The organism is Comamonas sp. Z3 (genome assembly GCF_008121565.1).
GTDB lineage: Bacteria > Pseudomonadota > Gammaproteobacteria > Burkholderiales > Burkholderiaceae_C > Comamonas > Comamonas brasiliensis.
In genome coordinates this window covers 366423-390375 of sequence record NZ_VOQU01000006.1, presented here as the reverse complement: position 1 = coordinate 390375, position 23953 = coordinate 366423, and the positions used below count along the sequence as shown (strand labels likewise).

The window sequence follows — 23953 nt, the reverse complement described above, 5'->3', positions numbered from 1 at the left end:
TCCAGATGACCGGAGTAACCAGCCGTGTTTCAAGGGGCGTCTTCGCTGAATCTCGATGGAAAGGGGCGGCTTTCAGTGCCGACCCGGCATCGTGACGCCCTTTTGTCCTTGGCTGAGGGGCAGGTCACTTTCACCAAGCATCCCGATGGCTGTCTGTTGCTGTTTCCGCGCCCCGAGTGGCTGCAGTTTCGCGAGCGTGTCGCGCAACTGCCCATTACGGCTCAGTGGTGGAAGCGGATTTTTCTGGGCAATGCCATGGATGCGGAGATGGATGCAACCGGTCGGCTGCTGATTTCGCCCGAGTTGCGTGAGGCCACAGGTCTGACCAAAGAGGTCTTGATGCTGGGCATGGGGGCGCATTTCGAGGTCTGGGACAAGGCCACTTATGAAATGCGCGAAGCGGAAGCGCGCCAGCAACCGATGCCGGCGGCTTTCCAGGATTTTGTTTTGTAGGAAGTGCTTGTGAATCAGCCGTTGCAACATATCACCGTCTTGCTGGACGAGGCCGTGGACGCCCTGCTGGGTGGTGCCGCTGAGCCGCCTGCCGGCCAGTGGGTCGATGCGACGTTCGGTCGGGGCGGTCATTCTCGGCTCATTTTGCGAAGGCTGGGGCCGGACGGGCGTCTGATTGCGTTCGACAAAGACCCGGACGCAATTGCTGAGGCGGCGCGCATCACCGATGCGCGTTTTTCGATTCGGCATGAAGGATTTCGCCATCTGAGCGAGCTGCCCGAAGGCAGTGTGCAAGGGGTGTTGATGGACCTGGGCGTGAGCTCGCCCCAGATCGACAACCCGGACCGGGGCTTCAGCTTCCGCTTTGATGGCCCCCTCGACATGCGCATGGACACCACGCGTGGTCAAAGCGTTGCCGAGTGGCTTGAAGACGCGGAAGTGCAGCAGATTGCGGAGGTGATACGTGACTACGGCGAAGAACGGTTTGCTGGCCCCATTGCAAAGGCGATTGTTGCTAGGCGCGAAAGCCAGGGCCCATTACGCACCACTGCCGAGCTGGCCCAACTCGTGGCTGGCGCGGTCAAGACCCGCGAGGCTGGGCAGAACCCGGCAACACGGACCTTCCAGGCTCTTCGGATTTTCATCAATGCCGAACTTCAGGAGCTTGAGCAGGCGCTAGAAGCCAGTCTGCGCGTGCTGGCGCCAGGCGGACGCTTGGCCGTGATCAGCTTCCACTCGCTGGAAGATCGCATCGTCAAGCAGTTCATTGCCAAGCATTCCAAGGAAGTCTACGACCGCCGTGCGCCGTTTGCTCCCCCTACACCGATGCGGCTGAAGGCGCTGGAGCGCATCAAGCCCAGTGCTGCCGAGGTGGCTGCCAATCCGCGCTCGCGCTCTGCTGTGATGCGCGTTGCCGAGCGCACCGAGGTGCCTGCATGATGCATCGCCATGCCGCCTCGAGCATGGCTGCGGGAGGGCTGCCATGCTGCGCATAAACCTGCTGCTGCTGCTGGCGGTCATGACCAGCGCCATTTTTCTGGTGCATACCCAGTATGAGTCGCGTCGCCTGTTCACCGAGCTGGACCGCGCCGAGGCAGAGGCGCGTCGTCTGGCGACCGACCAACTGCGCCTGCAGGTGGAAAAGCGTGCTCAGGCCACGCCTCAGCGCATCGAGACCTTGGCGCGCGAAAAGCTGCAGATGAAGCCCGCTTCGCCCGCGATCACCCAGTATGTGCAGGAATCTGCTGCGGGAGCGGCGCGATGACACGCAGCGTGCTCTACACCACCAGTCCACTGCTGGCCTCCAAGACGCCGCTGTGGCGCAGCAAGTTCATCGTGGCTGCGCTGGCGCTGGGCTTTGTGGGCCTGGGCGCGCGTGCCGCCTATGTGCAGGTGTTCGGCAACGACTTCTTCAAGCGCCAGGGTCTGGTGCGCTTTGCGCGTACCCTGGAGCTGCCGGCCAACCGTGGCCGTTTGCTGGATCGCAACGGCCTGATCCTGGCATCCAGCGTGCCGGCGGCCAGCATCTGGGCCATTCCGGAAGATGTGGATCTGAAGGATCCCGACGTGCAGCAAAAGCTCAAGGAGGTGGCGCGTCTCATGGACATGCCGCTGCGCTCCCTGATGGAGAAGCTGGATGTCGAGGACAAGACCTTCGTCTGGGTCAAGCGTCAGCTGGACTGGGACGTGGGCCAGAAGATCGTGGCGCTCAATATCAAGGGCATCTACAACCGCAAGGAATACAAGCGCCAGTATCCCGAAGGAGAGTCGGCTGCGCATATCGTGGGCTTCACCAATGTGGAAGACCATGGTCAGGAAGGCATGGAGCTGGCCTTTGACAAGGAACTGGCGGGGCGGCCCGGTTCGCGTCGCGTGATCAAGGACCGCCTGGGCCGTGTGGTCGAAGGCGTGGGCGAGGAGGTGCCGCCCCAGGATGGCCAGGACATTCAGCTGTCCATCGACAGCAAGGTGCAGTACTACGCCTACCAGAAGCTCAAGCAGCAGGTGGAGTCGCAAAAAGCCAAGGCTGGCAGCGTCGTGGTGATGGATGCGCACACCGGCGAGCTGCTGGCCCTGGCGAACTATCCCAGCTATGACCCCGGCCACCGCAAGAACCTGACGGGCGAGCAGCTGCGCAATCGCGCGCTGACCGACACCTTCGAGCCTGGCTCGACCATGAAGCCCATCACCATTGCCACGGCACTGGAGCTCAGGCGCGTCAAGCCGTCCACCATCATCGATACCTCACCCGGCCGCTATACGGTGACGGGTTCCACCATCACCGACACGCACAACTACGGCGCGCTGACGGTGGAGGGCGTGATCCAGAAGTCCAGCAACGTGGGTGCAACCAAGGTCGCGCAAAGGCTGTCGCCCCAGGAGATGTGGGAGTACTTCAGCGCTCTGGGCTTTGGCCAGAAGCCGCAGATTCAGTTTCCGGGCGCGGTCTCGGGGCGTCTGCGTGCCTGGAAGACCTGGAAGCCCATCGAGCAGGCCACCATGTCCTATGGCTATGGCCTGTCGGCCTCGCTGTTCCAGATGGCGCGCTCCTATACCGTGTTCTCCAACGAGGGCAATGTCATTCCCTCGACGATTCTGAAAACGACCGAGCCTCCCGTGGGCGTGCGCGTGATCTCCAAGGAAAACGCCGAGGCGGTGCTGCACATGCTGCGCATGGCTGCAGGCCCTGGCGGTACCGGCCAGAAGGCCCAGGCCGAGGGCTACACCATCGGCGGCAAATCGGGCACTGCCCGCAAGCAGGTCGGCAAGAGCTATGCCGCGGGCAAGTACCGCGCCTGGTTCACGGGCATCGCCCCCATCGACAAGCCGCGCATCATCGTGGCCGTGATGGTGGACGAGCCTACGGCCGGTTCCTACTACGGCGGCACGGTGGCCGGTCCCGTGTTTGCGGACGTAGTCCAGCAGACATTGCGTTTCATGGGCGTTCAGCCCGACAAGGAAGTCAAGCCTCAGATCGTGGCTGCACCCGCTGAGGAGCCTGTGCTATGAGCACCCCCATTCAAATCCTGAACAATGCAGCCGAGGCCGTCGCCTGGCTGCGCAGCCGCGTGCAGGGTGAGCTGCAGACCGATAGCCGCAAGGTCAAGGCCGGCGATGCCTTTGTCGCCTGGCCCGGTGCTGCCACCGATGGCCGGGCCTATGTGGGCCAGGCCCTGGCCCAGGGCGCCGCTGCCGTGCTGGTGGAGGCCGATGGCCTGCAGGCCTTTGATCTGAGTGGCGACCGCATTGCCTCGCTCAAGGGGCTGAAGGCCGCCACGGGCCTGATTGCCGACCAATGGTTTGCGCATCCCAGTGGCGAGCTCGACGTGCTGGCCGTGACCGGCACCAATGGCAAGACCACCACTGCCTGGTGGCTGGCACATGCGCTCTCGAAAGTGACGTTGAACACGCGCACCGGTTGTGCGTTGGTCGGCACCCTGGGTGTGGGCGTGCCGCCTGCATTGGAGTCGACGGGCATGACCACGCCGGATCCGGTGCTGCTGCAGCGCGTGTTCCGCAGCTACGCCGACCAGGGCCTCGCGGCCTGCGCCATCGAGGCTTCGTCCATCGGCATCGTCGAGCACCGCCTGGACGGCAGCAAGATTCGCGTGGCGCTGTTCACCAATTTCACGCAGGACCACCTGGACTACCACGGCAGCATGGATGCCTACTGGCAGGCCAAGGCCCAGCTGTTCGACTGGCCCGGCCTGCCGACGGCCGTGGTCAACATCGATGACGCACACGGTGCCAGGCTCTGGGCCAGGCTGCAAGGCCGCGCAATGGATGTGTGGAGTGTCTCCATCCAGGGGCCGGCGCGCCTGCAGGCCAAGGACATCGGTCTGGGCGACGAGGGTCTGAGCTTTACCGTGCTGGAAGCCGGGCACAGCCTGCGCATGAATACGCGTCTGGTCGGCCAGTACAACGTCTCCAACCTGCTCGGGGTACTGGCCGCCCTGCGTTGCCTGGGCCTGACGCTGGAAGAGGCTGTGGCTGCCTGCGCCCATCTGGAGCCCGTGCCCGGTCGCATGCAGCAGATCGTCAAGCCCGGCCAGCCTCTGGTGGCCGTGGACTATGCCCATACTCCCGATGCACTGGAGAAGGCCTTGCGCGCCCTGCAGCCCGCCGCCCGGCAGCGCCAGGGCAAGCTGTGGTGCGTGTTCGGCTGCGGCGGTGACAGGGACAACAGCAAGCGCCCGTTGATGGGACAAGCCGCCCAGGCGAATGCCGACGGCGTTTTCGTCACCAGCGACAACCCGCGCAGTGAAGTGCCCGAAAGCATCATCGACCAGATTCTGGCCGGCATGCAGGCGGGCGAGACATTGCATGTTCAGGCCGACCGCGCGGCGGCCATTGCCCAAGCCATTGCCCATGCCGATGCGCGCGATGTGGTGCTGATTGCCGGCAAGGGACATGAGGACTATCAGGAGACGAAGGGCGTGCGCCATCCGTTCTCCGACATGGCTGAGGCGCACAAGGCGCTCGCAGCCCGCGAAGGAAAGATTCGGTCATGATGACCCTGGCAAAAGCGCTGGAGCTGATCCAGACGCATATCCCCCAAGCCCGCCTGGTCGGCAACGGCCAGCTGGAGCTGGCACGCGTGCACACCGATACGCGCACGCTGCAGGACGGGGACTTGTTCGTGGCACTGAAGGGCGAGCGTTTTGACGCCCATGATTTTTTGTCCCAGGCGCAGGCCGCAGGTGCCGTGGCTGCTGTTGCCAGCCACGGACTGGAGACCGCAGGCATGGCCGGCATCGAAGTGCCGGACACCCTGCTGGCGCTGGGTGCGCTGGCGCGGGCCTGGCGTGCGCAGTTCGATCTGCCGCTGATTGCCGTGACCGGCAGCAATGGCAAGACCACGGTCACGCAGATGATTGCCTCCGTCCTGCGCGCGCACGTGGGCGCGCAGGGCGAGGCAGCGCTGGCCACGCGCGGCAATTTCAACAACTCCATCGGCATGCCGCTGAACCTGCTGCGCATGACGGGCGCGCATCGTATTGCGGTGCTGGAGATGGGCATGAACCACCCCGGTGAGATTGCCGAGCTGGCCGCCATCGGCCAGCCCACGGTGGCCCTGGTCAACAATGCCCAGCGCGAACACCAGGAGTTCATGGGTACGGTGGAAGCCGTGGCGCGTGAAAACGGCTCGGTGCTGGGCTTTCTGCCCCGGGACGGCGTGGCCATCTTTCCCGCTGGCGATACGTACACCCCGCTGTGGACGGAGCTGGCCGCCGGCCGCTCCTGCCTGATGTTTGGCGAGGCCGTTGCCGGTGCCCAGGTTTTTGCCAGCGATGTGGTCTGGGCCGACGGCGCCTGGAGCTTTGCACTGAACACGCCGCAAGGCGTGGCAGCCGTGCAGCTGCATATTGCCGGCCGCCACAACGTGCGCAACGCACTGGCCGCGGCTGCCTGCGCCCATGCCGCCGGTGTGTCTCTGGCGGCCATTGCGAAGGGACTGTCCGGCTTCGAGCCCGTGACCGGCCGTTCGCGCGCGCTGGCCGTGCAGGTCAATGGCCAAGGCGTCACGGTGGTTGATGACAGCTACAACGCCAACCCCGATTCGGTGGCCGCCGCCATTGCCGTGCTCGCCGAGCTGCCTGCGCCGCAGTTGCTGGTGCTGGGCGATATGGGCGAGGTCGGCGACAACGGCCCGCAGTTCCATGCCGAAGCCGGTGCACTGGCGCGGCAGTCCGGGATTGCCCAGGTCTTTGCTCTGGGCGAGCAAAGCGCGTTTGCGGCCTCTGCCTTCGGCAGTGGTGCTAGGCATTTTGATAGCATGGCCGCCCTTGAGCAGGCGGTGTGCGCAGTTTTACCCAAGGTAGGTAGCGTTTTGGTCAAGGGTTCGCGGTTCATGAAGATGGAGCAAGTGGTGCAGAGCATTGAAGCCTGCGCAGACAACAAGCAGGGCAACTGCGGGGAGGCCGCATGCTGCTGATGCTGGCTCAATGGCTGCAAGGGCTTTCGCCGGATTTCGGCTTTCTGCGCGTCTTTCAATACCTGACGCTGCGTGCCGTGCTGGCCGCCGTCACCGCCTTGCTGATCGGCCTGATCGTCGGCCCCAGGGCGATTCGCATGCTGACCGCACTCAAGATCGGTCAGCCCGTGCGCGGCTACGGCATGGAGACCCATCTGGTCAAAAGCGGCACGCCCACCATGGGCGGCGTGCTGATTCTGTTCTCGATTGCCGTTTCCACCCTGCTGTGGTTTGACCTGTCCAACCGCTTTGTCTGGATCGTGCTGCTGGTCACGCTGGGCTTCGGTGCGATTGGCTGGGTGGACGACTGGCGCAAGGTCGTCAACAAGGACCCCGAGGGCATGCGCTCGGGCGAGAAGTATTTCTGGCAGTCCGTCATCGGCCTGCTGGCCGCTCTGTATCTGGTGTTCTGCATTTCCGAGAACAACAACGCCGAGGTTTTCGGCCTGTTCATCTCCTGGGTGCAGTCTGGCTTTTCCATGGACCTGCCGCCCAAGGCCGGCCTGATGGTGCCCTTCTTCAAGGAGGTCAGCTACCCGCTGGGCGTGCTGGGCTTCATCGTCATGACCTATCTGGTCATCGTGGGCGCCAGCAATGCCGTGAACCTGACCGACGGCCTCGATGGCCTGGCCATCATGCCCGTCATCATGGTCGGCACGGCCCTGGGCATCTTTGCCTATGTGACCGGCAATGCCACCTATGCGCGCTATCTGCTGTTTCCCAGTATCCCCGGAACGGGCGAGCTGATGGTGTTCTGCGGCGCCATGGCGGGCGCCGGTCTGGCTTTTCTCTGGTTCAACGCACACCCTGCCCAGGTCTTCATGGGCGACGTGGGCGCGCTGGCGCTGGGCGCCGCACTGGGCACGATTGCCGTGATCGTGCGCCAGGAAATCGTGCTGGCCGTGATGGGCGGCATCTTTGTGGCGGAAGCCATCTCGGTGATGCTGCAGGTGACTTACTTCAAGTACACGAAGAAGCGCTATGGTGAGGGCCGTCGCCTGCTGAAGATGGCTCCGCTGCACCACCACTTTGAAAAGAGCGGCTGGAAGGAGACCCAGGTCGTGATCCGTTTCTGGATCATCACCATGCTGCTGTGCCTGCTGGGCCTGTCCACCCTGAAGCTGAGGTAGTCGCCATGCAAGACGAAGACCTCAAGCTCGACGATCAGGCTCTGCAGCCGGATGTGGATGCTATGCAAACGCAAGCGCCTATCGTTGATCTGCAAAGCATTTCAGATGAAAATATGTCTGAAATGATTCAGGAGCAAGCGCAAGAAGCTCCTGAAATAGAAGCGCCTGCCATCATCGCCAAGACGCTGGATGCCGAGCCGGTGCCCGATATCTCCACCTTGACGGCCGCCAGGGATGCGGCCGCCTTTGTGGCACAGATCTTTGCCGATCCCAGCATCTCCGACGCGGCCGACGCCGAAGTGACTGCCGCCGAGCCGCAGCCCGAAGCCGAGCAGCAGGAGGCGGTGGAACTGCCGCCTGTCCCCGTGCATTGGCCGCAAGGCGCGGCCCAGCATCTGCAGGGTCAGCGCGTGCTGATTCTGGGTCTGGGCATCTCGGGTATTGCGATGGCCCGCTGGTGCGTGCGTGCCGGTGCCGACGTCACGGTGGCAGACACGCGCGAAGTCCCGCCTTATCTGTCTGCGCTGCAGACCGAGCTGCCCGGCGTGCGCTTTGTCGCCGGCGCATTCACGGCGGCCCTGGTCGATGGCCAGAGCCTGAGCTCCGTCTATCGTTCGCCGGGCCTGAGCCCGGCCAGCGTGGCGCCGGTCTTCAATGCCGCGCGCAGCATCGGCCTGCCCACGGGCGGCGAACTCGATCTGTTTGCCTTTGCGCTCAAGGGCCTGCGCGAAGCCCATGGCTATGCGCCCAAGTTGCTGGGCATTACCGGCACCAACGGCAAGACCACGGTCACCTCGCTGACCGGTCAGCTGCTGGAGCATGGCGGATTGAGCGTGGGCGTGGCCGGAAATATCGGTCCCACGCTGCTCGACACCCTGTCCGGGCGCATCGATGCCGAGACGCTGCCCCAGGCCTGGGTGCTGGAGCTGTCCAGCTTCCAGCTCGATGACTGCCGCGGCTTCGAGCCCACGGCGGCCACGGTGCTCAATATCACCCAGGACCATCTCGACTGGCATGGAGGCATGCAGGCCTATGCCGACGCCAAGGCCCATGTCTTTGGCGAGCAGGCTCTGATGGTCCTCAACCGTGAAGATCCCGTCGTCATGGCCATGCTGCCCGCGCCTGTGGCGGTGCCCGGCAAGCGCGGCAAGACTTTCCAGCGCGCCCATGTCACCTTTGGCGGCGACATGCCGCGCCGCCCTGGCGACTTCGGTCTGGAGGTGGTCAACGGCATGACCTGGCTGGTGCGCGCCCACGAGGCCGACGAAACCAGCAAGGGCAAGAACGTCGACGATCTGCACATCGTGCGCCTGATGCCCGCCGATGCGCTGCGCATCCGCGGCCGCCACAACGCCATCAATGCGCTGTCGGCCCTGGCGCTGGCGACCGGCGCGGGATGCACGCTGGCACCGCTGCTCTACGGCCTGCGCGAATACCGGGGCGAGCCGCACCGCGTACAGCCCGTGGGCCGGGTGGGCGATGTCGAATACTTTGACGACAGCAAGGGCACGAATGTGGGTGCCACCGTGGCCGCCCTCATGGGCCTGGGGCCGGACCACCGCATCGTGGTGATTCTGGGCGGTCTGGGCAAGGGCCAGGACTTCACGCCGCTGGCTGCTCCCGTTTCGCGCTATGTGCGCGCGGCCGTGCTGATCGGCCAGGACGCGCCGCAGATTCGCGAGGCCCTGGGCGACACCGGCGTGACCCTGGTCGATGCCGCCACCATGCAGGACGCAGTGCAGCAGGCCGCGCGTCTGGCCCATGCGGGCGATGCAGTGCTGCTCTCGCCGGCCTGCGCAAGCATGGACATGTTCAAGGACTACGCGGACCGCGCCCACCAGTTTGTGGAAGCGGTGCGCGAGCTGGCGCTGGAAGCCGGCCAGCAACTGGAGGACGGCGCATGACAGCCGCCTTCATGACCAGCCTCTCCGGCCGCATGCGTTCGTGGTTTCGTACGGTCGGGGACAAGCCCATCGACGTGCTGCCGGTGCGCGTGGGCGGGCCCGTGTACGACCGTCCGACCCGCACGCCCGCCAGCGTCCTGGGGCTGGACCAGGCTCTGATCTGGGTCGTCATCGCCTTGCTGTCCTGGAGTCTGGTCATGGTGTATTCGGCATCGATTGCGATGCCCGACAACCCGCGCTTCGGCAAGATCGAGCCCTATCACTTCCTGCTGCGCCACACCATGTCGATAGGCATGGCCTTTGTGGCCGCGCTGCTGGCCTTCCAGGTACCCATGAATGTCTGGGAGAAGGTGGCACGCAAGCTGTTCCTGATCTCCATCGTGCTGCTGGTGGCGGTGCTGATTCCGCATGTGGGCACGGTGGTCAACGGCGCGCGGCGCTGGTTGTCGCTGGGCATCATGAACTTCCAGCCTTCGGAGCTCGCCAAGTTCTCCATCCTGATCTATGCGGCCGACTACATGGTGCGCAAGATGGAGGTCAAGGAGCGCTTCTTCCGCGCCGTGCTGCCCATGGGGCTGGCCGTGGTCGTGGTGGGTGTGCTGCTGCTGGCCGAGCCCGACATGGGGGCCTTCATGGTGATCGTCGTGATCTCCATGGGCATTCTGTTCCTGGGCGGCGTGAATGCGCGCATGTTCTTCATCATCGCGCTGCTGGTGGTGCTGGCCTTCGGCATGATCATCGCCACCTCGGAGTGGCGACGCGAACGTATTTTTGCCTACCTTGATCCCTGGGATGAAAAGCATGCGCTGGGCAAGGGCTATCAGCTCTCGCATGCGCTGATCGCCATCGGGCGGGGCGAGATCTTTGGCGTGGGCCTGGGCCGCAGCGTGGAAAAGCTGCACTGGCTGCCCGAAGCGCATACCGACTTCCTGCTGGCCGTGATCGGCGAGGAATTCGGTCTGGTCGGTCTGCTGCTGATTGCGGCAGTCTTCTTCTGGCTCACCCGCCGCATCATGCTGATCGGCCGTCAGGCCATCGCGCTGGACCGTGTCTTTGCCGGCCTTGTGGCGGAGGGCGTGGCGATCTGGATGGGCTTCCAGGCCTTTATCAACATGGGTGTGAATCTGGGCGCCCTGCCAACCAAAGGCCTGACTCTGCCGTTGATGAGTTTTGGCGGTTCGGCCATTTTGATGAATTTGATTGCGATAGCTGTGGTGCTCCGAGTCGATTACGAAAACAAGCTGCTGATGAAGGGAGGTCACGCATGACGCTTCCCGTTCAGCAAAACAGGCAGCGCACCGCGCTGGTGATCGCCGGTGGAACCGGCGGCCATATCTTCCCCGGGCTGGCCGTGGCGCAGGAACTGCGCGCACGCGGCTGGAATGTGCACTGGCTGGGCGCGCCGGGCTCCATGGAGTCGCGCATCGTGCCGCCGCAGGGCTTTGCACTCGAGACCATCGAGTTCGGCGGCGTGCGCGGCAAGGGCGTCAAGACTTTGCTGCAGCTGCCCTTCAAGCTGAGCAAGGCCTTTGCACAGGCGCGCAGCGTCATCAGGCGCGTGCAGCCCGATGTGGTCATCGGCCTGGGCGGTTATCTCACCGTGCCCGCAGGCCTGATGGCCGCGCTGTCCGGCGTGCCCGTGGTGCTGCACGAGCAGAACTCCGTGGCCGGCATGGCCAACAAGGTCGTGGCCAAGGTGGCCAGGCGCGTGTTCACGGCTTTCCCCAAGGTGTTTGCCAAGGGCGAATGGGTGGGCAACCCGCTGCGTCAGGCTTTTCTGGAGCAGGCCGAGCCGGCCCAGCGCTTTGCCGGTCGCAGCGGCCCGCTGAAGCTGCTCGTCGTGGGCGGCAGCCTGGGAGCCAGGGCGCTCAATGAGATCGTGCCCCAGGCTCTGGCCCTGATGCCTGCCGATCAGCGCCCCGTGGTGCTGCACCAAAGCGGTACGGCCCAGATCGATGCGCTGCGTGCCAACTATCAGGCTGCCGGCGTGCAGGCCGAGCTGACTCCTTTCATCGACGACACGGCCAAGGCTTTTGCCGATGCCGATCTCGTGGTCTGCCGTGCCGGTGCCAGCACCGTGACCGAGATCGCTGCCGTAGGGGCTGCAGCGGTCTATGTGCCCTTCCCGGCGGCGGTGGATGACCACCAGACCAGCAATGCCCGCTTCCTGGTGGATGCCGGTGGCGGTTGGTTACAGCCTCAAAGTACTTTGAGCGCCCAAGGGTTGGCGGAAATGCTACAAAATATGCAGCGTGCGACGCTGTTGGAGCGCGCTGAACTCGCGAAGAAAATGCAAAAGACTGATGCCACCGCGAAGGTGGTCGCCGCTTGTGAGGAGTTGGCAGCATGAAACACGCCATTCATCACATTCACTTTGTCGGTATTGGCGGCGCCGGCATGAGCGGTATTGCAGAGGTTCTGCACAACCTGGGTTACGCCATTTCAGGTTCCGACCTGGCTGACAGCGCCACGCTGCGCCGCCTGGCCGGCCTGGGCATCAAGACCTTTGTCGGTCATGCGGCCGAGAACGTCGCCGGCACCGATGCCGTGGTGACCTCCACGGCCGTGCAGGGCGACAACCCCGAGGTTCTGGCGGCCCGCGAGAAAAAGATTCCGGTGGTTCCCCGTGCCCTGATGCTGGCCGAGCTGATGCGCTTCAAGCAGGGCATCGCCATTGCCGGCGCGCATGGCAAGACCACCACCACCAGCCTGGTGACCAGCGTGCTGGCCGAGGCCGGCCTGGACCCTACTTTCGTGATTGGCGGCAAGCTCAACAGCGCTGGCGCGAATGCCAAGCTGGGTCACGGCGACTACATCGTGGTCGAGGCCGACGAGTCCGATGCTTCCTTCCTGAACCTGCTGCCCGTGATGGCCGTCGTCACCAATATCGACGCCGACCACATGGAAACCTACGGCCATGACTTTGGCCGTCTCAAGCAGGCCTTTGTCGACTTTCTGCACCGCATGCCGTTTTACGGCCGTGCCATTCTCTGCGTCGACAGTCCTGCCGTGCGCGAGATATTGCCCAGGCTGGCCCGCCCGGTCACGACCTACGGCTTTGCCGAAGATGCCCAGGTGCGTGCCGTGAACGTGCGTGCCGAAGCCGGTCGCATGCGCTTTACCGTGCGACGCCAGAACGGACAGAGCTACCCCGACCTCGAAGTCGTTCTGAGTCTGCCCGGCGAGCACAACGTGCTCAACGCCCTGTCTGCCGTGGCGGTCGCCATGGAGCTCGAGATTTCCGATGAAGCGCTGCTGCGTGCCCTGGAAGGCTTCAAGGGCGTGGGACGGCGCTTCCAGCGCTATGGCGAGCTGCCGGCTGCCGATGGCGGCATGTTCACCGTCATCGACGACTACGGTCACCACCCTGTGGAAATGGCCGCCACGCTGGCTGCAGCACGCGGCGCCTTCCCGGGCCAGCGCCTGGTGCTGGCCTTTCAGCCGCATCGCTACAGCCGCACACGCGACTGTTTCGAGGACTTCGTGAAAGTCATAGGCAGCGCCGATTCCGTGCTGCTGGCCGAGGTCTATGCCGCAGGCGAGGCTCCCATCGTGGCCGCCGACGGTCGCTCCCTGGCCCGCGCTTTGCGCGTGGCCGGCAAAGTCGAGCCTGTATTTGTGGAAAACATTGCCGATATGCCGGCAGCCATCGCCGCCAATGCGCAAGCAGGTGATGTATTGCTGTGCATGGGAGCGGGATCGATTGGTGCCGTGCCCGGGAAACTGGTTGAAATGCTTCAGAAACAAGAGCTGGCTGCGCCCGCAGGGAGCGCGCAATGAGCATGTTTGGTACCAATATCGACGTGAAGGCACTGGGCAAGGTCGCAGTGCTGATGGGGGGGCGCTCGTCCGAGCGCGAGGTCTCGCTGATGTCCGGCACCGGCGTGCTGGCAGCGCTGCAGTCCAAGGGCGTCGATGCCCACAAGTTCGACCCCGCCGAGCAGGGCCTGGACCAGCTCAAGGCGCAAGGCTTTGACCGCTGCTTCATCGCGCTGCATGGCCGCTATGGCGAGGACGGCACGGTGCAGGGCGCGCTGGAGTTGCTGGACATCCCCTACACGGGTTCGGGTGTGATGGCTTCCAGCATAGCCATGGACAAGATCATGACCAAGCGCATCTGGCGCTTTGAAGGTCTGCCCACGCCGGACTGGCGTATGGTCGATTCGGCCGAAGCTACCCGCGCCGCATTGCAGGCCCTGGGTGCTCCCATGATCGTCAAGCCTGCACGCGACGGCTCCAGCATCGGCCTGACCAAGGTGATGGATGCCGACGAATGCGCCAGGGCCTACGAGCTGGCGGCCCAGTACGACGCAGAAGTGCTGTGCGAGCAGTTCATTGCCGGCGACGAGACCACCTGCCCCGTGCTGGGCACGGGAGCGAAGGCCGCTGCGCTGCCGGTGATCCGCATCGTGGCGCCCGAAGGCAACTACGACTATCAGAACAAGTACTTCACCGATACGACGCAGTACCACTGCCCGAGCGGCCTGCCGGCTGCCGAGGAAGCCGAGATCCAGCGCATCGTGGAGAAAGCCTTCCGCACCCTGGGCTGCCGCGGCTGGGCGCGTGCCGACATCATGATCCGCGCCAGCGACCGCAAGCCTTTCTTGCTGGAGATCAACACCTCGCCTGGCATGACCGGGCATTCTCTGGTCCCCATGGCGGCGCGCGCCTCCGGCGTGAGCTACGAAAACCTGTGCCTTGGCATCCTGGCCATGAGCACGCTGGATGGAGAAGCGGAGCAGCCATGAACCGCAGCCAGCCCACAGCCGTCGTCCCGTTCGACGTCAAGCTCATGAACATCACTGCCACGGTGATGTTCATGGGGTGCTTGACGGCGTGCGTGATGGCCGTGGGATGGTGGTTGATGCGAACTCCGGCCTTCAATATCGGCCGCATCGTGGTGGAAGGCGAGCTGGTGCATAACAACGCCGTGACGCTGCGTGCCAATGTGGCACCGGTGCTCAAGGGCAATTTCTTCACGGTGGACCTGAAGGCGGCGCAGCACGCATTCGAGCAGGTGCCCTGGGTACAGGAGGCGCAGGTGCGCCGCGAGTATCCGAACGGCTTGCGCGTGGCGCTCAAGGAGCATGTGGCCGAGGCCTTCTGGGGCCCCGAGACCGGCACCGGCCTGGTCAACAAGGCCGGCGAAGTGTTCGAAGCCAATCTGGGCGAGCTGGACCGCGAAGGACTGCCGCGTCTGCAAGGCCCCGAGGGCTCGGCTCCGCGTGTGCTGCGGATGTATCACGCACTGGCGCCGGCGCTGAAGCCACTCGATGTGGAGCTGGACAGCCTGACCCTGGATGCGCGTGGCAGCTGGGAACTCGTGCTGGACAACGATGCACTGCTGACACTGGGCGGTGGCACCACCGAAGACATATTGCAGCGTGTGCAGCGCTTTGTGCGCACGCTGCCTCAGATCACCTCTCAATACAAGCGCTCGGCTGCAGCAGTGGAGTCTGCAGACCTGCGTTACGAAGACGGCTATGCCTTGCGACTCAAGGGCGTGACCACTGGAACCTCCGCGCCGGCAGCTGCTGCCAGGGCCAGACGATGAGCGGGAGCAGGGGAACAGACATGCAAGGCGCACACAAAGACAAGACAGAACCTACCGGGGGCGGAAGCTGATATGGCAAGAGAATACAAGGATGTGATTGTTGGGCTGGATATCGGCACGGCCAAGGTCATGGCGGTGGTGGCCGAGGTCATGTCCAATGGCGAGCTGAAGCTGGCGGGCCTGGGCGTTGCCCCCAGCAACGGCTTGAAGCGTGGCGTGGTCGTGAACATCGATGCGACCGTGCAGAGCATCCAGCAGGCGCTCAAGGAGGCCGAGCTGATGGCCGACTGCAAGATTCAGCGCGTGTGCACCGGCATTACCGGCAGCCATATCCGCGGCCTGAATTCCAGCGGCATGGTGGCCATCAAGGACAAGGAGGTCTCGTCCACCGATATGGCGCGCGTGATGGAAACCGCCAAGGCCATCAATATCTCGTCGGACCAGCGCCTGCTGCTGGTCGAGGCGCAGGAGTTCGTCATCGACGGCCACGAGGTGCGCGAGCCCATCGGCATGAGCGGCATTCGCCTTGAAGCCAAGATCCATATCGTCACCGGTGCCCAGAGCGCGGCCGAGAACATCATCAAATGCGTGCGCCGCTGCGGCCTGGAGGTCGAGCAGCTGCTGCTCAACCCGCTGGCATCGGCCCAGGCCGTGCTGACCGACGACGAGCGCGAGCTGGGCGTGGCCGTGGTGGATATCGGCGCGGGCGCGACCGATGTGGCCATCTTCACCGGCGGTGCGATTCGCCACACGGCCGTGATCCCGATTGCCGGCGACCTGATCACCAGCGACATCGCGATGGCCCTGCGCACTCCCACCAAGGATGCCGAGGACATCAAGGTCGAGAGCGGCTACGCCAAGCAGCTGCTGGCCGACCCCGATGCCCAGGTCGAAGTGCCGGGCCTGGGTGACCGCAGCCCGCGCATGATCAGCAAGCAGGCCCTGGCCGGCGTGATCGAGCCCCGCGTGGAAGAGATCTTCTCGCTGGTGCAGCAGGTCATCCGCGAGTCGGGCTACGAAGAAGTGCTGTCCTCGGGCATCGTGCTCACGGGCGGCAGCGCCGTCATGCCCGGAATGATCGAGCTGGGCGAGGACATCTTCCTCAAGCCCGTGCGCCGCGGTCTTCCCAAATATTCCGGTGCGCTGGCCGACATGGTCGCCCAGCCCCGTGCCGCCACCGTGATGGGCCTGCTCGATGAAGCGCGCCTGGCACGTCTGCGTGGCTACAAGGTGGCCCAGAAGAGCGGTTCCATGAAGACCGCCTTCGGCCGGTTCAAGGACTTCATCGTGGGGAACTTCTGATATGAGCACCTATCGCATGTTCATCACCGGACCACCAACGATGGATTTTTCGCGGCATCGACGACGAAGACCGCGAAGACCTCAAGAGTTCGAAATTTCTTTTCCACAGCAGCGACAAACCACCACTAGAGAACAGGAGCACCACCATGCCTATCGACATGATTGAAACCGAAGAATTCAACCAAGGCACGCAGATCAAGGTGATCGGCGTCGGCGGTGGCGGCGGCAATGCCGTCGACCACATGATCGAACGCAGCGTGCAGGGCGTCGAATTCATTACGGCCAATACCGATGCTCAAGCTCTGTTGCGCAGCCGTGCTCACCGCACCATCCATCTGGGTGGCAGCGGCCTGGGTGCCGGCAGCAAGCCCGACAAGGGTCGCGACGCTGCGGAAGCTGCTGTGGAAGATATTCGCGCTGCCATCGAAGGCGCGCACATGCTCTTCATTACGGCAGGCATGGGTGGTGGTACGGGTACCGGTGCATCGCCTGTGATCGCACGAGTGGCCAAGGAAATGGGCATTCTGACGGTGGGTGTGGTGACCAAGCCTTTCGAGTGGGAAGGCGGTCGCCGCATGCAGAACGCTGACGCCGGCCTGGCCGAGCTGGAAGCGAATGTGGACTCGCTGATCGTTGTGCTCAACGAAAAGCTGCTCGATGTGCTGGGTGACGATATCTCCCAGGACGAGGCTTTTGCCCATGCCAACGATGTTCTGAAGAACGCCGTGGGCGGCATTGCTGAAATCATCAACGAGTACGGCCATGTGAACGTCGACTTCGAAGACGTGCGCACCGTGATGGGCGAGCCCGGCAAGGCCATGATGGGCACGGCCAAGGCAGCCGGTCCCGACCGTGCCCGCATCGCAGCCGAGCAGGCCGTGGCCTGCCCGCTGCTGGAAGGCATCGACCTGTCCGGCGCCAAGGGCGTGCTGGTGCTGGTGACGGCCGCCAAGGGCAGTCTGAAGCTGTCCGAGTCGCGTCTGGCCATGTCCACCATCAACGCCTACGCGTCTCCCGATGCGCATGTGATCTATGGCGCCGCCTATGACGACTCGCTGGGCGACGAGATCCGTGTGACCGTGGTGGCCACCGGCCTGTCGCGTCCCAATGTGCGTCGCCAGAACATCCAGGTGGTGCAAGGCGGCCTGCGTACCGGTACCGACAACGTGGCCGTGGGCCTGCCTCCCCTGGGCGGCATGGAATACGGCACGGCCAACACCAATGTGCCCAGCGTCTGGCGCACCAACCGCACCCAGGCTTCCGAGCGTGTGAGCGCGCTGGCCTCTGGCGGCATGGACGATGTGGAGATCCCGGCCTTCCTGCGCAAGCAGGCTGATTGAGCTCCCCCTGAGCGGCTTTGCCGCGTCCCTCTCTCTGGCGCTTTGCGCCGGAGGGGGACGACCCCTCGGTGCGGGGCGGCGGGGCCGCCCAGGCCCTTCCTCGGTGTCGCTGCTTCCGAGTACGCCAGGGCTTGATCGTCAGCCGCAAAGGCCTTTGGTTCGTTAAGGACTGAAGGCCCATCAGTTCGCTGTATCGCAGCGATTAAGACAACCCTGGGTTGGTGTAAGCCGGCTCGGGGTTGTCCCATTTAAAATACAGAGATGCTTCAGCAACGTACCATCAAGACCATTTCCCGTGCCGTAGGCGTGGGCCTGCACAGCGGCCAGCGTGTCGAGTTGACGCTGCGCCCTGCCCAGCCTGATACCGGCATCGTGTTCCGTCGCGTGGACTTGCCCGAGCCTGTGGATATCCCCATTTCCGCCGAGGCCGTGACCGATACGCGCATGGCCTCCACCATCGGCAGCGGCGGTGCCAAGGTGCATACGGTCGAGCACCTGATGTCGGCCATCGCCGGCCTGGGAATCGACAACCTCTATGTGGACATCACGGCCGAAGAGGTGCCGATCCTCGATGGCTCCTCGTCCTCGTTCGTGTTCCTGCTGCAAAGCGCCGGAATCGAGCTGCAAAAGGCCCCCAAGCGCTTCATCCGTATCAAGAGCCCGATCGAGGTGCGTGAAGGCGAAGGCCATAACCTCAAATGGGCGCGCTTTGATCCCTACCATGGCTTCAAGCTGCGCTTCGAGATCGACTTCGCTCACCCCGCCGTGGACTCCACGGGGCAGTGCGTGGAGTTCGACATGGGTCTGGACAACTACACACGCGATATCGCCCGCGCGCGCACCTTCGGCTTCACCAAGGATGTGGAAATGCTGCGCAACAACGGCCTGGCACTGGGCGGCGGGCTGGACAACGCCATCGTCATGGATGACTACAAGGTCCTGAACAGCGACGGTCTGCGCTATGACGACGAGTTTGCCAAGCACAAGATCCTCGATGCGATCGGCGATCTGTATCTGATCGGCAGGCCCATTCTCGGAGCCTACAGTGCCTTTCGTTCGGGCCACGGCCTCAACAACAAGCTGCTGCGCGCCATGGTGGCGCAGCCCGAGACCTGGGAGATGGTGACCTTCGAGAGCGAGCGCCAGGCTCCTCAGGGCTTTGCCATGCCTGCCCAGGCCTGGTGAGCGGAGCTCCATGCTGATCTTTCGCTGGCTGGCCAGCCTGCTGATTCTGGCTTCGGCGCTGAGCTTTGCCTTCTATCTGGGAACCGGCAAGGCCCAGTACAAGCGTCTGGGTTTCCTGCTGTTCAAGTGGACGGTGATCGCCGGTCTGGCCTTTTTTGCCGTGATGCTGGTGGGGCGCATTGTCTGAGAAGCTAGTCATATTGATAGCTGCTTGCGCAAGCCGGACAGGCGTTTCATTGGTTTCTGCTTTGTAAATGTCCGGCAAAAAGTGGTAAATCGGCATTTGCTCACGTCAGGCACTGCCGAAATGGGGCGAAGATGGAATGCCTGCGGTCGCCATGGCGTGCCGCACCGCTTGCTGACCGAAACGATTCGACAAAGGAGTATCCATGTCCCGTTTGACTACCCGCATTCTTTCCGCCTCGGTTGCCGCCTGTCTGGGTCTGGGCAGTCTGGCCGTACAGGCGCAGCCCGGCCCACCTCCGGGCCGTGGCAACGGTCATGGGCCGCAGGACATGCGCCATGGCGGTCGTCATGATGACCGTGGCCGGCATGAGCAGCGTTATGACCGGCGCGATGACCGACGTGCCGAGCGCCACGACAACGGCCGCCGTGGCGGCGGTCCCGACCATAACTGGTACAAGGGCAGCCGCGTGCCGCCCCAATACCGCAGCCAGCACTATGTGGTGAATGACTGGCGCGGCCACCGCCTGTCGGCCCCGCCGCGCGGCTATCACTGGATCCAGAACGGCGGCGACTATCTGCTGGTCGCCATTGCCACCGGTGTGATCGCTTCCATGGTGCTGGGCAATTACTAAGCCCTGACACCCCTCGAAAAGCCGTGGCCTGCCGCGGCTGTTTTGTATGGAAGTCCTGTAAAGCAGGCTCAGTTTGGGTCATGCAATTGACCATCTCCAGAATCTGGCCGAACATTCTGCGGACGCACTGCAATGCAGACCGGGAGCGGATCACGGAGGGTTGACTTTATATGCGAAGAGTCGAGGTGCCGACCAGGGATGGGCATTCCATCGTGCTGACACGCATCGGCCCCGCGGGGGGGGCTGTGGTGGTCTTGACGCACGGCACGTTTTCCAGCGCCTCTTCATGCCAGAGGCTGGGTCGATTTCTCGCCGCGCAGGGTTTTGGCGTCTGGCTTTTCGATTGGCGAGGACATGGACTGAATCAGTCAGTCAGCCACGATTACGACCTTGAAACCGTGGCCGAGCAGGATGTTGACAGCGCTCTTCAAGAGATTCTCCGCCAGGAGCAAGGTCGGTCCATGGTATTCATCGGGCATAGTAGTGGAGGCATTGCCGCGGCCATCTGGGCAGCGCGCCAGCCCGAGCGTGCGCAGGCGCATCTGGCCGGTCTCGTGTTGCTGGCCGCCCAGACGACCCATGCAGCTGCCACCTTTTCAGCGCGGATCGCAATCCACGGGTACAGGGCCTGGATAGGTCGTAGGCAATGGCTGGCCGCAAGCTCCATGGTGGGGCCCGAGAGGGAAAGCGCCCGCCTGATGCGACAGTGGTGCCATTGGAACCTGCGCCGCAGCTTTGTCGGCAAGGACGGCATGGATTACCCGAGCAGCCTGGCCCAGGTTCGGATTCCCGTTCTGGCACTTGCAGGATCTGCGGACCGTGTGATCGCTCCCTGGCGGGGCTGCGAAGCCCTGGCCAGGACCTTCGGTGGGGCAGATGTGGAGTTTGTGCTGTGTGGCAGGGCTGCTGGCTTTGCGGAGGACTATAGCCACAGTCGGTTGCTGATGTCCGGCAATGCGCAATCCGATGTGTTTCCCAGGATCGCGCAGTGGATCAGGCTCAGGTCCGCACTGGCTCAATAAACCCGTCCACCCCGGTACATGGCATGTTGCTTGCGGCGCAGATCGGTGGACTTGGCCATCAGTCCCATGGCGGCCGCCGCATGGGCATGGGTGATGGCCAGTCCCAGCGCATCGGCGGCATCGGTGCCGGGCAGGCCGGGCAGCTGCAGCAGGCGCTTGACCATTTCCTGAATCTGATTCTTGGCCGCGCGACCATGGCCGGTCACGGCTTTTTTCATCTGCAGTGCGGTGTACTCGGAAACCGCGAGATTGGCGTTGACCAGGGCCGTCAGCGCCGCGCCTCGGGCCTGGCCCAGCAGCAGCGTGGACTGTGGGTTGACGTTGACGAAGACGATTTCCACGGCAGCCACCTCGGGCTGGTAGCGCGAGGCGACTTCGGAGATGCCGTCAAACAGCACCTTGAGACGGCCCGGCAGGTCGCCGAGTTCCATCTTGTTGGTGCGTATGGTGCCGCTGGCCACATAGGACAGCCGTTGACCGTCCATGTCGATGACGCCAAAACCCGTGGTCTGCAGACCGGGGTCGATTCCGAGAATTCGCATGGCTGTCGATTATCCACGTACAAAACCCTCACGCTCCATGCGGGTGGCATCAAGCAAGAGCCGCCTCGTGGCGATGCTGCCGAAGGCGCGGGGCCGCCCAGGCGAAGCGCCTCAGGGGGCTGTCACCATCGGTATATAGCGTGCAATTGTGCGGCTGCGCTGCGCCAGATAACGCGATTGCGGCATTTTCTCGAAGCGCTTGGGCGCCGGAAGCATGGCGGCCAGTCTGGCCGCCTCAGCTGCATTGAGCTGGGCCGCACTCTTGCGGAAGTAGTGCCGGGCGGCGGCTTCGGCACCGAACACGCCCTGGCCCCATTCCACATTGTTGAGGTAGATCTCAAGAATGCGCTGCTTGCTCAGCATCAGCTCCAGCAATTGCGCCAGCACCAGCTCCTGGCCCTTGCGCAGAAAGTTGCGCTCGCCCGACAGCAGCAGGTTCTTGGCCAACTGCTGGGTGATGGTGGAGCCGCCATAGATCTTGGCGGGCTTGCTGTGGCTTCCGGCGGCTCTGGACTCGGCTTTGGCATTGCGCTGCCAGGCCTTCTGAACAGCATCCCATTCCACGCCATGATGCTCCATGAAGCCGGCGTCTTCGGAAGCAATCACCGCACGCTTGAGGTTGCCGGAGATCTGGTCGTAGTTCACCCATTGCTGGCGCCAGCGCAGGCCCTCGCTGCTGTGCGCAAGCTGCCAGGCTTCGGAGCGCTGATAGCTGGTGGAGTCAGGATCCAGCCAGGCCATGACTGCGATGCGTGCCACAAAAAACAATTGCAGCAGCAAGGTGGCGCAAAGCACCAGCAATAGCAGTCGGCCGAGAGCTTTCATGGTGGCGTGGCTTCGGCGTGCAGCAGAGCGCGCAGCTCGGCCAAGACTTGTGCCGACGGCGGACGCACGCCGCGCCAGAGCGTAAAGGACTCGGCGGCCTGCTCCACCAGCATGCCCAGGCCATCACGCGCCAGCGCGCCATGGCTGCCGGCCCAGTTCAGAAAATTCTGGGCGGCGGGGCCGTACATCATGTCGTAGGCCAGACTGCGTGCGTGCAGAACGCTGGCGGGGGCGGGCACATCAGCCCCGGCCAGGCTGCTGGCCGTGGCGTTGATGACGATGTCGAAATTCTGGGTCAAATCGGTTTCAAGCACTTGTCTTTCAAGTGCTGCCAGCTCTACTTTATGTAGTGCGGCAATGGCCGCGTGCTGCTCAATCAGCGCCACGGCCTTGGCCTGTGTGCGGTTGGTGACGACGATGCGCTGCGGCTGTTGCTCGATCAGCGAACCGAGTGCCCCGGCTGCTGCGCCACCCGCACCCAGCAGCAGCACATTGCGCCCGGTGATGGGCACGCCGGCATTGCGGGTGATGTCGGCCACGATGCCCAGACCGTCGGTGTTGTCGGCATGAATGCCGTTGCTGCCGAATACCAGGGTATTGGCGGCACCGGCCAGACGCACGCGTTCGCTGGCGCTGGTGGCCAGCTCGGCTGCCTGCAGCTTGAAGGGAACGGTCACATTGCAGCCCTTGCCGCCGCGCGCGGCAAACTCGCGCACAAAATCGGCAAAGCCATCCAGCGGCACCAGAGCGCGCTCGTAGCTGACGGGCTGGCCGGTCAGCTCGGCAAAGCGGGCATGGATCCAGGGGGAGCGGCTATGGGCAACGGGGTTGCCCATGACGCAGTAGGCATCAAGCGTATTTGTCATACAAAGGCTGAAAGAAATCGCTCAACAGAGTGGGGTGCGCTTGGGGGCAGTGGCCTGCGAAACCGACGCAGTCTAAGCCAAGGCAGCCGTGCAAGAGCCGTCCCGGCGCACTGGCTGCGCTCCCCGCGCGAGAGCGGGGAAAGACGTCGAAGGGGGTACAGGGGGTCACCTTATGTCTGTTTCCAGTGTCTGCTCGCGTGTGAACCTGAAGCGCGAGACGACGGCGATCTGATCGGCCTTGGTGCGCATGGCCGGGCCGAAGTGGCCGTAGGGGCCGGCGGCCCGGGCGATGGCCTCGGCACGGGTATCGAGCATGCGGTTGCCCGAACCCTGCACGACCTCGGTGGAGAGCACGCGGCCGTCATGGTTCACGGTCAGGATCATGACCAGCTCGCCATACAGCTTCTTGCCCTTGTTTTCGGGAAAGTTTTCCGTGCCTTTGTCTTCCACCTTGCGGCGCAGCGCGTCGTAGTAGACGGCGTAGACGGCCTCCTTGGTGGCTGGGCTGATATAGCGCTTCTTGGGCCGCGCGTTTTCTTCGTTGATGCGCTTTTCAATCTCGGCCAGCAGCTTGATGAGCTGCAGGCGCTTTTCTTCCTGGGCTTCCAGGGCCTTGTTGTCGGCGCTCAGGCGAGGATCGATGGGTGGCAGCGCGGCCACCTGCTGGCGCAGCTGCGTCAGCAGCTGGTGCTGCTGCTCCTGCATGGCATCGAGCTGGCGCTGCTTTTCCTCGAAGTCGTCGCCCACGGCCGTCAGGGCCGAGTAGGGCATGGGGCTGGTGGCCCGGCCCTGGTCCGCATCGCCGCCTCCGGCCAGCGAGGTCTGGGCGATGGCCTGCGCCTTGTCCGGCACCTCGTTGGCGCGGGCGTTGACCAGAATCACTTCCAGCGGTGTGTCCTGAAACACGCGCTCGAAGCTTTCCGGATCCACGAACCGGATGGTCAGCAACACGGCATGGACGGCGATGGACACGCCCAGCGCCAGCTGCAGCGTGCTCAGTCGTTGAAGAGAGGTGGGCAGTTTCACGGCAGCGTCAGG

General features: G+C 63.9%; 23 protein-coding genes. 19 read left to right on the top strand and 4 right to left on the bottom strand.

Features of this window, described 5'->3' with window-relative positions; all coding sequences use genetic code 11:
- Window positions 1-24: 24 nt before the first annotated feature.
- The 19 genes from mraZ to FSY59_RS19250 all read left to right on the top strand — a co-directional run bounded on the left by mraZ (window position 25) and on the right by FSY59_RS19250 (window position 20682).
- Window positions 25-453, top strand: a complete 429-nt coding sequence (gene mraZ / locus FSY59_RS19335) for a division/cell wall cluster transcriptional repressor MraZ (RefSeq protein WP_003051254.1) — start codon at window positions 25-27, stop codon at window positions 451-453.
- 9 nt (window positions 454-462) lie between these two features.
- On the top strand, window positions 463-1392 hold the full coding sequence (rsmH, locus tag FSY59_RS19330; RefSeq protein ID WP_003051257.1) for a 16S rRNA (cytosine(1402)-N(4))-methyltransferase RsmH: 930 nt from the start codon (window positions 463-465) through the stop codon (window positions 1390-1392).
- 43 nt (window positions 1393-1435) lie between these two features.
- The gene (ftsL, locus tag FSY59_RS19325) at window positions 1436-1717 is read left to right on the top strand and encodes a cell division protein FtsL (RefSeq protein WP_003051263.1); all 282 of its coding nucleotides are present in this window, start codon (window positions 1436-1438) and stop codon (window positions 1715-1717) included.
- Complete coding sequence (locus FSY59_RS19320) at window positions 1714-3462, top strand: penicillin-binding protein 2 (RefSeq protein WP_003051266.1); 1749 nt, start codon at window positions 1714-1716, stop codon at window positions 3460-3462. The genes ftsL and FSY59_RS19320 overlap by 4 nt, the downstream gene beginning before the upstream one ends.
- On the top strand, window positions 3459-4964 hold the full coding sequence (locus FSY59_RS19315; protein ID WP_148729093.1) for a UDP-N-acetylmuramoyl-L-alanyl-D-glutamate--2,6-diaminopimelate ligase: 1506 nt from the start codon (window positions 3459-3461) through the stop codon (window positions 4962-4964). The genes FSY59_RS19320 and FSY59_RS19315 overlap by 4 nt, the downstream gene beginning before the upstream one ends.
- Window positions 4961-6388, top strand: a complete 1428-nt coding sequence (gene murF, locus FSY59_RS19310) for a UDP-N-acetylmuramoyl-tripeptide--D-alanyl-D-alanine ligase (protein WP_050873880.1) — start codon at window positions 4961-4963, stop codon at window positions 6386-6388. The genes FSY59_RS19315 and murF overlap by 4 nt, the downstream gene beginning before the upstream one ends.
- A complete protein-coding gene (gene mraY / locus FSY59_RS19305; RefSeq protein ID WP_043006060.1) occupies window positions 6379-7557 on the top strand; it encodes a phospho-N-acetylmuramoyl-pentapeptide-transferase in 1179 nt (392 codons plus the stop codon). Before murF ends, mraY begins: the two co-directional genes overlap by 10 nt.
- A gap of 5 nt (window positions 7558-7562) precedes the next feature.
- Entirely contained in the window at window positions 7563-9461 is a 1899-nt protein-coding gene (gene murD, locus FSY59_RS19300; protein ID WP_148729092.1) for a UDP-N-acetylmuramoyl-L-alanine--D-glutamate ligase, read from the top strand.
- Entirely contained in the window at window positions 9458-10729 is a 1272-nt protein-coding gene (gene ftsW / locus FSY59_RS19295; RefSeq protein WP_003051279.1) for a putative lipid II flippase FtsW, read from the top strand. Before murD ends, ftsW begins: the two co-directional genes overlap by 4 nt.
- On the top strand, window positions 10726-11811 hold the full coding sequence (gene murG, locus FSY59_RS19290; RefSeq protein WP_148729091.1) for an undecaprenyldiphospho-muramoylpentapeptide beta-N-acetylglucosaminyltransferase: 1086 nt from the start codon (window positions 10726-10728) through the stop codon (window positions 11809-11811). Before ftsW ends, murG begins: the two co-directional genes overlap by 4 nt.
- On the top strand, window positions 11808-13241 hold the full coding sequence (gene murC / locus FSY59_RS19285; protein WP_148729090.1) for a UDP-N-acetylmuramate--L-alanine ligase: 1434 nt from the start codon (window positions 11808-11810) through the stop codon (window positions 13239-13241). Before murG ends, murC begins: the two co-directional genes overlap by 4 nt.
- Window positions 13238-14209 (top strand): D-alanine--D-alanine ligase, encoded by a 972-nt coding sequence (locus tag FSY59_RS19280; RefSeq protein WP_003051287.1) that lies wholly within the window; start codon window positions 13238-13240, stop codon window positions 14207-14209. The genes murC and FSY59_RS19280 overlap by 4 nt, the downstream gene beginning before the upstream one ends.
- Window positions 14206-15015, top strand: coding sequence for a cell division protein FtsQ/DivIB (locus tag FSY59_RS19275; RefSeq protein ID WP_003051290.1), 810 nt, complete (start codon window positions 14206-14208; stop codon window positions 15013-15015). Before FSY59_RS19280 ends, FSY59_RS19275 begins: the two co-directional genes overlap by 4 nt.
- 72 nt (window positions 15016-15087) lie before the next feature.
- Window positions 15088-16317, top strand: a complete 1230-nt coding sequence (gene ftsA, locus FSY59_RS19270) for a cell division protein FtsA (RefSeq protein ID WP_003051293.1) — start codon at window positions 15088-15090, stop codon at window positions 16315-16317.
- Between the two features lie 146 nt (window positions 16318-16463).
- Window positions 16464-17657, top strand: coding sequence for a cell division protein FtsZ (ftsZ, locus tag FSY59_RS19265; protein ID WP_003051295.1), 1194 nt, complete (start codon window positions 16464-16466; stop codon window positions 17655-17657).
- Window positions 17658-17918: 261 nt separating this feature from the next.
- The gene (gene lpxC, locus FSY59_RS19260) at window positions 17919-18842 is read left to right on the top strand and encodes a UDP-3-O-acyl-N-acetylglucosamine deacetylase (RefSeq protein ID WP_003051298.1); all 924 of its coding nucleotides are present in this window, start codon (window positions 17919-17921) and stop codon (window positions 18840-18842) included.
- Between the two features lie 10 nt (window positions 18843-18852).
- Window positions 18853-19029 carry a hypothetical protein gene (locus FSY59_RS27410; RefSeq protein ID WP_003051301.1) on the top strand — a complete coding sequence of 59 codons (177 nt, stop codon included), beginning with the start codon at window positions 18853-18855 and terminating at the stop codon, window positions 19027-19029.
- A 202-nt stretch (window positions 19030-19231) separates the two neighbouring features.
- Window positions 19232-19660, top strand: coding sequence for an RcnB family protein (locus FSY59_RS19255; RefSeq protein ID WP_003051303.1), 429 nt, complete (start codon window positions 19232-19234; stop codon window positions 19658-19660).
- A gap of 170 nt (window positions 19661-19830) precedes the next feature.
- A complete protein-coding gene (locus FSY59_RS19250; protein WP_148729089.1) occupies window positions 19831-20682 on the top strand; it encodes an alpha/beta fold hydrolase in 852 nt (283 codons plus the stop codon).
- On the opposite strand, the gene ruvC is transcribed toward FSY59_RS19250, so the two are convergent.
- The 4 genes from ruvC to FSY59_RS19230 form a co-directional block, all read right to left on the bottom strand.
- The gene (ruvC, locus tag FSY59_RS19245; protein ID WP_003051309.1) at window positions 20676-21224 is read right to left on the bottom strand and encodes a crossover junction endodeoxyribonuclease RuvC; all 549 of its coding nucleotides are present in this window, start codon (window positions 21222-21224) and stop codon (window positions 20676-20678) included. The two genes, FSY59_RS19250 and ruvC, sit on opposite strands and share 7 nt — an antisense overlap.
- Before the next feature lie 111 nt (window positions 21225-21335).
- On the bottom strand, window positions 21336-22049 hold the full coding sequence (gene mtgA, locus FSY59_RS19240) for a monofunctional biosynthetic peptidoglycan transglycosylase (protein WP_148729088.1): 714 nt from the start codon (window positions 22047-22049) through the stop codon (window positions 21336-21338).
- Complete coding sequence (aroE, locus tag FSY59_RS19235) at window positions 22046-22915, bottom strand: shikimate dehydrogenase (RefSeq protein ID WP_148729087.1); 870 nt, start codon at window positions 22913-22915, stop codon at window positions 22046-22048. The genes mtgA and aroE overlap by 4 nt, the downstream gene beginning before the upstream one ends.
- 165 nt (window positions 22916-23080) lie before the next feature.
- Window positions 23081-23941: an energy transducer TonB gene (locus FSY59_RS19230; protein WP_003051317.1), complete on the bottom strand. Its 861-nt coding sequence runs from the start codon at window positions 23939-23941 to the stop codon at window positions 23081-23083.
- Between the last annotated feature and the right edge of the window lie 12 nt (window positions 23942-23953).

What these genes read in the sequence shown, in the direction of transcription:
- murF (WP_050873880.1), top strand. Translation starts at nt 4,961, where the DNA reads ATGATGACCCTGGCAAAAGCGCTGGAGCTGATCCAGACGCATATCCCC.
- FSY59_RS19275 (WP_003051290.1), top strand. Translation starts at nt 14,206, where the DNA reads ATGAACCGCAGCCAGCCCACAGCCGTCGTCCCGTTCGACGTCAAGCTC.
- FSY59_RS19315 (WP_148729093.1), top strand. Translation starts at nt 3,459, where the DNA reads ATGAGCACCCCCATTCAAATCCTGAACAATGCAGCCGAGGCCGTCGCC.
- murG (WP_148729091.1), top strand. Translation starts at nt 10,726, where the DNA reads ATGACGCTTCCCGTTCAGCAAAACAGGCAGCGCACCGCGCTGGTGATC.
- FSY59_RS19255 (WP_003051303.1), top strand. Translation starts at nt 19,232, where the DNA reads ATGTCCCGTTTGACTACCCGCATTCTTTCCGCCTCGGTTGCCGCCTGT.
- mtgA (WP_148729088.1), bottom strand. Translation starts at nt 22,049, where the DNA reads ATGAAAGCTCTCGGCCGACTGCTATTGCTGGTGCTTTGCGCCACCTTG.
- aroE (WP_148729087.1), bottom strand. Translation starts at nt 22,915, where the DNA reads ATGACAAATACGCTTGATGCCTACTGCGTCATGGGCAACCCCGTTGCC.
- FSY59_RS19250 (WP_148729089.1), top strand. Translation starts at nt 19,831, where the DNA reads ATGCGAAGAGTCGAGGTGCCGACCAGGGATGGGCATTCCATCGTGCTG.
- ftsL (WP_003051263.1), top strand. Translation starts at nt 1,436, where the DNA reads ATGCTGCGCATAAACCTGCTGCTGCTGCTGGCGGTCATGACCAGCGCC.
- FSY59_RS27410 (WP_003051301.1), top strand. Translation starts at nt 18,853, where the DNA reads ATGCTGATCTTTCGCTGGCTGGCCAGCCTGCTGATTCTGGCTTCGGCG.
- ftsW (WP_003051279.1), top strand. Translation starts at nt 9,458, where the DNA reads ATGACAGCCGCCTTCATGACCAGCCTCTCCGGCCGCATGCGTTCGTGG.
- ruvC (WP_003051309.1), bottom strand. Translation starts at nt 21,224, where the DNA reads ATGCGAATTCTCGGAATCGACCCCGGTCTGCAGACCACGGGTTTTGGC.
- murC (WP_148729090.1), top strand. Translation starts at nt 11,808, where the DNA reads ATGAAACACGCCATTCATCACATTCACTTTGTCGGTATTGGCGGCGCC.
- FSY59_RS19320 (WP_003051266.1), top strand. Translation starts at nt 1,714, where the DNA reads ATGACACGCAGCGTGCTCTACACCACCAGTCCACTGCTGGCCTCCAAG.
- mraY (WP_043006060.1), top strand. Translation starts at nt 6,379, where the DNA reads ATGCTGCTGATGCTGGCTCAATGGCTGCAAGGGCTTTCGCCGGATTTC.
- ftsA (WP_003051293.1), top strand. Translation starts at nt 15,088, where the DNA reads ATGGCAAGAGAATACAAGGATGTGATTGTTGGGCTGGATATCGGCACG.
- ftsZ (WP_003051295.1), top strand. Translation starts at nt 16,464, where the DNA reads ATGCCTATCGACATGATTGAAACCGAAGAATTCAACCAAGGCACGCAG.
- murD (WP_148729092.1), top strand. Translation starts at nt 7,563, where the DNA reads ATGCAAGACGAAGACCTCAAGCTCGACGATCAGGCTCTGCAGCCGGAT.
- FSY59_RS19280 (WP_003051287.1), top strand. Translation starts at nt 13,238, where the DNA reads ATGAGCATGTTTGGTACCAATATCGACGTGAAGGCACTGGGCAAGGTC.
- lpxC (WP_003051298.1), top strand. Translation starts at nt 17,919, where the DNA reads ATGCTTCAGCAACGTACCATCAAGACCATTTCCCGTGCCGTAGGCGTG.